Raw genomic sequence first — 7597 nt, forward strand, 5'->3', positions numbered from 1 at the left:
ATTTTCAGTGTGCAAAAATAGGGTATTTTAAATTGAAAATGGTGAATTGACCACTTTAAGTTATGGCGGTTAAGTCTATGACATTTGTAAGAAATCTGAAGAATCCCCACCCTCAATTTTACTAATTATTCTGAATGTCCTTCCTTTTACTCGTAAAAAAAGACAGGTCAAAAACCTGCCCTTTTTCAAAATATAGAGATTTTAAGTTGTTTCCCGGTATTTCCTACTCTTCGATTCCTTCCATAAGCGCGTCAAGAGCCTGTTGATCGTAGACCGAATTCGTATTTCGATCGAATAGTGCAGTACTGTTATTTCCGAGTCCGCCTGCATCCCAGTAAAAAGGAGTTATACCATAGTTTTTTGCCTTCTCTGTTACAAATTTGAGATAATAAGCCCTGCTATCGAGATGCAATTGTAAATTGTCACCGGTTAATCCTTCTCGTTTGATCGCAGCATATTCTCCCAGTACAACAGGAATTCCATTGGTCACGTATTTATCATACATCATTTTCAAAAGGTCTTCTACGGTTTCCTCTTCACCCCAATCGGCATTATGTGCGGAGTCTGTATTAGAGTGGTATCCTTCCCCCCAATAATAAAACCTATTACCCCAATCGGCATCTTCAGTCATAAGGCAGAACTGATAAGGCGTATAGAAATGTATTTCGGTCATCAAACGATTTTCAGCACTATCTTCCGGCAAGGAGTTCATCAGGTTTTTCGTTTTTTCAATATCGGTGGAAGGCCCCTGAACGATCAGGGTACGGTATGCATTTCTACCCCCGGTAGACCTCACGGCATCGACGAAGGTCTGATGGTAGGAATTCAAAACTTCCATTTGATCTTCATTGTCAACATTGGGTTCATTGGTGCCTGCAAAGAGTAAGTGTTGATCAAAATCACGCATTGCGGTTGCTATTTGCTGCCAATAGGCTTTTTGCCGGGCATTATTAATCTCCTTTTTTTCAGGGGTAACATTATTTTCTAACCAGCCCCCGTCCCAATGAATGTTAAGTATTACATACATATCATTCTTCACACAATAATCAACCACAGTTTTAACCCGGTCCATCCAGGTTTCACGGATCTTAGCGGTTGCCGGATCATCCACATACTGATCCCAGGAACAGGGTATACGGATCGCATTGAATCCTGCTTCTTTTACGCTTTTTATCAATTGTTCACTTACCATGGGATTTCCCCAGGCGGTCTCTCCCCCGGTTGCTTCCAACGTATTTCCCAGATTCCACCCAATCCGCATCAATACTGCCAGTTCTTCCGCAGTTAGGTTCATACCGGTGTTGTCAGCAGCATCAGGATCACGATTGTAATCGGGAAAACTGCCATTCTGAGTAACCGGAATAGTCACCTCACTTGCAAAATCTGCCGTTAAACGAATCACTCCCGCTCTGCTTTCAGCATTATTGTTACCAGACACCGTAACCTTTACCGTGGTTGTACCATCCGATCCGGATTCCGGACTAAAAGACAGCCAATCTGCTTCTGAACTCAGGATCCATTCCGGAGCCTCCGATGTGATTTCCATTTCCAGGATTCCCGAGGTGAAATCCAATTGAAGAGAACCCGGTTCAGCTTTTAATTCATAGAAAGATGCAGCCGATACTTGTTGCACCACTACGCTAACCGGATCAGCATCTCCTGCTGAAATTATTAAAGTATCCTGTCGTGCTGTCAGGCTTTTTGAATCTACGGTCACCATAACCTTTTCTTCACTGGTAGTGCCCGATGTAGCAGAAAGCGATATCCAGTCATCAGCAGGATTGAAAATACTCCAGGATGCAGCACTGGTGCGAATCGTAAAATCCAACACACCTCCTCCCGGAGACATATTGAGGGTTTTCTTTGAAGTGGAAAGTGTATCAGGATTATCACTGTCTTTATCACAACCGATAAATATGAACAGCAAGGCCAATAGTATTGGCCTGATCATCATTTTCATGATAAAAGATATTTTTAGTTTGTAGTAGTCCCTACAAAATAACCAATAATCAACTCAATATCATAGTATTATTTAATCTCCTTTACATATATAATTTGCCTAAATCAAAGAACAAACCATCCATGGCCATTGAAGTATTACAAAGGTTTTTGTATGCCGAATCTTACACAGTTCATAGCTGTACGCCTTCAAAGCATCTCAAAGTACATGATTTATTAAATTTTGATTATTATTTATTGTTTTTCAATAAATTTTTACCGAAGTTTACAACATCAATTAAAAAATCGAATCTTATGAAACCGACAACCCAAAAAATCCTGACCGTACTCCGAATATTCTCCTGGGTGCTGTTTTTCTCCTTTTGCATAAAGGCTGGGGCTTTGCTGATCTCTTTCATTGTCAGCCTTTTATCTAATCACGCGGCATCTGTGAATCTTTATTCCGGATTTGACCTGACAGAACTTCTGAAATTCAGTAAATGGCATTATGTGGTCATGAATATTGCCATTATTATTTTGATCGCTCTGAAAGCGAATCTCTTCTTTAGAGTGACCCGGCTATTTTCAAGTATCAATCTGGAAAACCCCTTCAGTGATCGGGTAGCAACCCTCATCACGTCCATCAGCCATATAGCTCTCCAGGTTGGTGTTGTCGGGGTCATTATAGGAATCTATGCCAAATGGTTATTAAAAAAGGGACCCCTGTTCAGTTATGAAGGTGATAACAGTGAATATCTCTTTCTTGCGGCAATTGTTTTTATAATTGCCCAAATATTTAAAAGAGGTATCGAACTACAAACAGAGAATGATTTAACCGTTTAAACAAGACCTATGCCCATAATTGTCAATTTGGATGTGATGATGGCGAAACGGAAAATGTCATTGAATGAACTTTCAGAGAAAGTCGGACTAACGTTATCCAATTTATCCATCTTAAAAACAGGTAAAGCCAAGGCTATACGATTCAGTACACTCGAAGCGATTTGTCAGGTTCTGGAATGTCAGCCGGGTGATATTCTGGAATTCAGAGACGATTAAGTCTTTTTTACCGAGGGTAGTTCTTTCCATTGACCACTCTCGGCAAATTCTAAAATCACCCGATTTCTCCGAGACAGAAATCGTGTCATATAACGTTCAAGAAACAATTGGTCTGCAATTCGACCCAGCCAACCAAAAGGAGCCTCATATTCAAATAAATCGGTCATGATCGTACGCTGGGCAGCATCTTCAAAAATATGTTCATGCCTAAAGAATCTGAAGGGCCCTTTGACCATTTCATCCGTAAAGAAATCGGGATAACGTAATTCCGTAATCCTAGAAGTAAGCGTCTGCATCATACCAAAATGCCTGGCCTTCCAGGTAACGGTTTCATTTAATTCTATCAACCCGGTAGTCCTACCTGCAACTGCGCTTTCCCCTGTTTGCGAAGCAGAAATTTTATGTAGATCAATATTTCTGCACAGATCAAAAACCAATGATTTCGGAGCATCGATCTCTGTTTTTAATACAATTTGGGGCATAATAAACAATTAAAGTAAGGGCTCACCGAAAGTCAGCAGATTATTATCAGGATCGAGAATCGAAAATTCCTTTTGCCCCCAAGGTTTAACCTCCAGAGGCCCACCAGGATGAATACTAACCTTATTTTTAAGTAAACTCTGGTAAAAACTATCTATTTCCGACACCCTGATATATACTTGTCCGTAATTCTCAGCAGGATCAAGGTCCGGAAATTCAAAGAAATGTATCTGAATATGATCCCGACTAACCATAAGATAACCGTCATAATCAGTCATGCCATATACCTCAAATCCCATAAGATCTACATAGAATCTTTTGGTCACATTCTTATCTCTCATGGGTAATTTTGGATGAACAGAGGTCAGCATCTCGTGAGAATTTTGTTCTGCCTGAACTATTTTGTCTTAAAGGTAAGAATCAATTCTTTAATGTCCTCGGCAGCCGATGGAAATTCAGCCTGGTATTGACCTAAAAAAATATAATACCCCCCTTCTTCCGGGAATAAAATCACCTGGTAAAGTGCACTGGCAGGTTCTTCCACCCTTAATGCGAAGAGTTCATAACCCAGTATTCCATCAAGGATAATCTCGTTTATACCGGTTTCCGGAACTATCGAATAATCTTCAGGTAATTTTTTCAATCGGGACAAAGAGAACAGCTTCTTGTCTTTAATGATCGCATTGGAGTATGCGCGATCACAGACCAAGGTTGCCTGATCTTCACTCTGAGTGGGAATCTGACCATCCCGATTGAATATCATTCCATTTCCGGTTACGCTTACAAATTTAAAACCACCCCCACTCTCGTCCAGCGTATAATCCAGTCCCTGTCTCGGATCTACCTCCATATCTCTTAAAACAACCGTGCTAAGCACACAGTTTTTCACAGATTCGAAAGTGGCTTCATCATAGTCCGGGCTTATTCCGTTGAGTATGGTACTAGACCTTTCATCTCCATAGATCAGGATCAATTTACTGAATTTAAGCGCTCCTGCTCCCTGATCGACCCGTAATAAAAAACCATCATACCCTGAAATCTCAACAGCTGTTTTTTGCTTCAATTCCATCCCACGGGTTTCCATCATTTCAGGACTAAATCCTTTTGAAACTTCCGAAAATGGTCCTGGTATCGTCACAACCATAATCATGGACGCATCATCTTCAGGAGATCGAAAACCTTTAAATGCCGTGGCAGCTTCAAACCCATCAGGGGGAATGACCGAAATATTTGTGCCTGCAATCAGACGATGGTCTTCAGTAACACTTTTAGGAAATTGCTGAGCCTTTATCTCACAAAGCACCAAACAACAGGTAAAAATCAGCGGTAATATCTTGTACATATAAAAAGATTGATTTATTCCGATTCATATGAAAGAAACATTGTTCTTTAGGCAAACTGTTACAATGTAAGAAAAAGTAGTTAATCGATATTAAAAAGAAAATCTCATTCCGAAACTGATTTTGTATTTTCTGTAAGACTTAAATTTCAATCCCCCCCACTTCTCACTGAATAAACATTTCCTTAAATTCGCTATATGATCCGAATCGTTATTATCGGCACTGGAAATGTTGCCTCTCATCTTATCAAGGGTATTCAGAATTCCGATTCCCTAATGCTTGCCGGAATATTCAGCCGGAATCCTAATCAGGAGACCATCGATGCATTTGGGGATCTTCTTTTCACTGATCTTGCGAAAATTCCTGCTGCAGATCTTTGCCTAATCGCGGTTAAAGACGATGCAATTTCCGGGGTTTCTGAAAAGTTACTGGGTTTTCAGGGAGTGGTCGCTCATACGTCGGGAAATACCGATCTTGAAATTCTTGCTAAACACGGAAGAACCGGTGTGTTTTATCCTTTGATGACATTCAGTAAACATCAACGATTGGAATTGAAAAAGGTACCGATCTGTATCGAAGCGAAGAATGCAGAAAATGAACTGTTACTTTATAATACGGCTGTTGCCCTGAGTGAAAATGTACATCGTATAAGTTCAGAACAACGTCGGTTCATTCATCTGACAGCAGTATTCGTGAATAATTTTGTGAATCACCTGATATACCAGGGAAAAGTCATCAGCGATAACAATAACATACCCTTTGAAATATTCTCGCCATTGATCGAAGAAACGATTAAGAAAGCATTTTCTTCCAATCCTTTTAACGCTCAAACTGGACCGGCGCGCAGAAATGATACAAAAACCATAAATTCGCATCTTGAAATACTAAGCGATCCGCTGCAACGCGAGATCTATGAATTGCTGACACTTTCTATAATAAAAACCTATGAGTGAGAAAAGCTATAAAGAATACCTGGAACATATAACTACTTTTGTCTTCGATGTCGACGGCGTTTTAACAGACGGGACCATTCAGATCACCCCTGAAGGTGAAATGCTGAGAACGATGCATACCAAAGATGGCTATGCGATGAAAACTGCCATTCAACTCGGTTATAATATCTGTATCATTTCTGGAGGAAGTAATGAAGGCGTGAGACATCGTTTACGCGGACTTGGACTTACAGACATCAATCTCGGTGTTTCTGACAAGGTTGAAAAACTCGATGAATATTTTGACATCTATAATATCAAACCAGAAAACACGGTATATATGGGTGATGATATTCCGGATCTTCATGTCATGAAAATGGTAGGCCTCCCCTGTTGTCCCAACGACGCCGTTGCAGAGATCAAGGATATTTCCCTTTATGTTTCACATAAACCAGGAGGCAAAGGTTGTGTCAGGGACATTATAGAACAGGTATTACGGGTACAGGGAAAATGGATTGCAATGGAAGATGCGAGATACGATTAAACCGATATGTTGAAAACTCTGATCAAAGATTATAAGGTCATTTTAGCATCCGGATCTCCGAGACGTCAACAGTTTCTGAGAGATCTGGACCTTGAATTTGAGATTCGTTTAAAACCAGTTGAGGAAATTTACCCTGACCGGCTTTATAAGTTTGAGATTTCTGATTATCTGGCCCAGTTAAAATCCCTTCCGTTCAAGGAGGAATTAAAAGAAAATGAGATCCTGATCACCTCCGATACTATCGTGTGGCATGAAGGGAAAGCGTTGGGAAAACCCGTCAATCGGGAAGACGCTATCCAAATGATCAGTTCCTTATCAGGAAAGTCCCACGAGGTAATCACTTCGGTTTGCTTTACCACTACTAAATTGGAAAAGACCGTAAACAGCATCACTAAGGTCGTATTCAGAAATTTGGAAGCCGCTGAGATCGAATACTATGTGGATGAATTTAAGCCTTTTGATAAAGCAGGTGCCTATGGTATTCAGGAATGGATAGGTCAAATCGGGATTGAGCGAATCGAAGGTTCTTACTTCAATGTAGTAGGACTTCCGGTAGATCTGGTCTATAGAAATTTAATACTCATCACCAGGGAAATGAACAGGTTAAAATCCTGATAAAAATTAAAGATTCTGCATAATGAAGGTTCTGGATAATTATAGTGAACAGATACTCGCATCGGTGATCACCTTGATCATCGTTATATTCATACGTTATATCCTGAGAAAAGTAATTCATCAGGCCGGGAAGATCAGTGATTTTGATCGCAACCGCACCCTACTTATCGTTAAATATTTCAACTATCTGCTCTTGCTATTACTCATAGCCGCCTTCAGTATGATCTGGGGTGTGAAATTTCAGGACCTAGGCTTACTGGTTTCCTCTGTATTCGCTGTAATCGGAGTTGCTATGTTCGCTCAATGGTCGATTCTCAGCAATGTTACCGCCGGGGTGATTCTATTCTTTTCCTTTCCTTTTAAAATAGGGGATCGTATCAGGATTATGGATAAGGATTTTCCAACAGAAGCAGTGATCGAAGACATCAAGGCCTTTCATCTGCATTTGAGAACCGATGAAAATGAACTGGTAACCCTCCCAAATAACATTCTGTTACAAAAAGGAGTGACTGTGGTTAACCGACACCGTGAAGATGATGGTGCTGATACGCTTTAAGCCACTTCAAGGAACAAAACTTTAATTGAGATTTGAAAGCAGATTACAGTTTACTGCGTCATTGTGTTACGATGTGACGAAGTGACGATGTTACCTTTAACCTTGTAACTCGGTAACCTGTAACGGAAAACAG

10 protein-coding genes are annotated in these 7597 nt (G+C 40.4%); 6 read left to right on the top strand and 4 right to left on the bottom strand.

What is annotated here, in order from left to right; translation table 11 throughout:
• Positions 1-223: 223 nt before the first annotated feature.
• Positions 224-1960 (bottom strand): cellulase family glycosylhydrolase, encoded by a 1737-nt coding sequence (locus DMZ48_RS14825; RefSeq protein ID WP_199288009.1) that lies wholly within the window; start codon positions 1958-1960, stop codon positions 224-226.
• A 293-nt stretch (positions 1961-2253) separates the two neighbouring features.
• Between DMZ48_RS14825 and DMZ48_RS14830 the strand changes: the two genes are divergently transcribed.
• Positions 2254-2781: a DUF2975 domain-containing protein gene (locus tag DMZ48_RS14830; RefSeq protein ID WP_162558734.1), complete on the top strand. Its 528-nt coding sequence runs from the start codon at positions 2254-2256 to the stop codon at positions 2779-2781.
• 9 nt (positions 2782-2790) lie between these two features.
• A complete protein-coding gene (locus tag DMZ48_RS14835) occupies positions 2791-2997 on the top strand; it encodes a helix-turn-helix domain-containing protein (RefSeq protein ID WP_143955939.1) in 207 nt (68 codons plus the stop codon).
• On the opposite strand, the gene DMZ48_RS14840 is transcribed toward DMZ48_RS14835, so the two are convergent.
• The 3 genes from DMZ48_RS14840 to DMZ48_RS14850 are packed head-to-tail and all read right to left on the bottom strand — an operon-like array spanning position 2994 to position 4819.
• The gene (locus DMZ48_RS14840; protein WP_143955940.1) at positions 2994-3479 is read right to left on the bottom strand and encodes an SRPBCC family protein; all 486 of its coding nucleotides are present in this window, start codon (positions 3477-3479) and stop codon (positions 2994-2996) included. The genes DMZ48_RS14835 and DMZ48_RS14840 overlap by 4 nt on opposite strands.
• A gap of 9 nt (positions 3480-3488) precedes the next feature.
• A complete protein-coding gene (locus DMZ48_RS14845; RefSeq protein WP_143955941.1) occupies positions 3489-3848 on the bottom strand; it encodes a bleomycin resistance protein in 360 nt (119 codons plus the stop codon).
• A gap of 26 nt (positions 3849-3874) precedes the next feature.
• Positions 3875-4819 (bottom strand): hypothetical protein, encoded by a 945-nt coding sequence (locus DMZ48_RS14850; protein WP_143955942.1) that lies wholly within the window; start codon positions 4817-4819, stop codon positions 3875-3877.
• A 195-nt stretch (positions 4820-5014) separates the two neighbouring features.
• On the opposite strand from DMZ48_RS14850, the gene DMZ48_RS14855 reads away from it, so the two are divergent.
• Genes DMZ48_RS14855 through DMZ48_RS14870 form a run of 4 tightly spaced genes read left to right on the top strand, consistent with a single transcriptional unit; the run spans position 5015 to position 7464 of the window.
• Positions 5015-5770 (top strand): Rossmann-like and DUF2520 domain-containing protein, encoded by a 756-nt coding sequence (locus DMZ48_RS14855; protein ID WP_143955943.1) that lies wholly within the window; start codon positions 5015-5017, stop codon positions 5768-5770.
• Positions 5763-6293, top strand: coding sequence for a KdsC family phosphatase (locus DMZ48_RS14860; protein WP_143955944.1), 531 nt, complete (start codon positions 5763-5765; stop codon positions 6291-6293). Before DMZ48_RS14855 ends, DMZ48_RS14860 begins: the two co-directional genes overlap by 8 nt.
• A gap of 6 nt (positions 6294-6299) precedes the next feature.
• Complete coding sequence (locus DMZ48_RS14865) at positions 6300-6908, top strand: Maf-like protein (protein ID WP_143955945.1); 609 nt, start codon at positions 6300-6302, stop codon at positions 6906-6908.
• 22 nt (positions 6909-6930) lie between these two features.
• Complete coding sequence (locus DMZ48_RS14870) at positions 6931-7464, top strand: mechanosensitive ion channel family protein (protein WP_143955946.1); 534 nt, start codon at positions 6931-6933, stop codon at positions 7462-7464.
• Positions 7465-7597: the final 133 nt, after the last annotated feature.

The organism is Robertkochia solimangrovi (assembly GCF_007279655.1).
Taxonomy (GTDB): Bacteria; Bacteroidota; Bacteroidia; order Flavobacteriales; family Flavobacteriaceae; genus Robertkochia; species Robertkochia solimangrovi.

Bases quoted from the DNA above. Each gene is read 5' to 3' on its own strand.
- DMZ48_RS14825 (WP_199288009.1), bottom strand. From the start codon at position 1,960: ATGAAAATGATGATCAGGCCAATACTATTGGCCTTGCTGTTCATATTT.
- DMZ48_RS14830 (WP_162558734.1), top strand. From the start codon at position 2,254: ATGAAACCGACAACCCAAAAAATCCTGACCGTACTCCGAATATTCTCC.
- DMZ48_RS14835 (WP_143955939.1), top strand. From the start codon at position 2,791: ATGCCCATAATTGTCAATTTGGATGTGATGATGGCGAAACGGAAAATG.
- DMZ48_RS14840 (WP_143955940.1), bottom strand. From the start codon at position 3,479: ATGCCCCAAATTGTATTAAAAACAGAGATCGATGCTCCGAAATCATTG.
- DMZ48_RS14845 (WP_143955941.1), bottom strand. From the start codon at position 3,848: ATGCTGACCTCTGTTCATCCAAAATTACCCATGAGAGATAAGAATGTG.
- DMZ48_RS14850 (WP_143955942.1), bottom strand. From the start codon at position 4,819: ATGTACAAGATATTACCGCTGATTTTTACCTGTTGTTTGGTGCTTTGT.
- DMZ48_RS14855 (WP_143955943.1), top strand. From the start codon at position 5,015: ATGATCCGAATCGTTATTATCGGCACTGGAAATGTTGCCTCTCATCTT.
- DMZ48_RS14860 (WP_143955944.1), top strand. From the start codon at position 5,763: ATGAGTGAGAAAAGCTATAAAGAATACCTGGAACATATAACTACTTTT.
- DMZ48_RS14865 (WP_143955945.1), top strand. From the start codon at position 6,300: ATGTTGAAAACTCTGATCAAAGATTATAAGGTCATTTTAGCATCCGGA.
- DMZ48_RS14870 (WP_143955946.1), top strand. From the start codon at position 6,931: ATGAAGGTTCTGGATAATTATAGTGAACAGATACTCGCATCGGTGATC.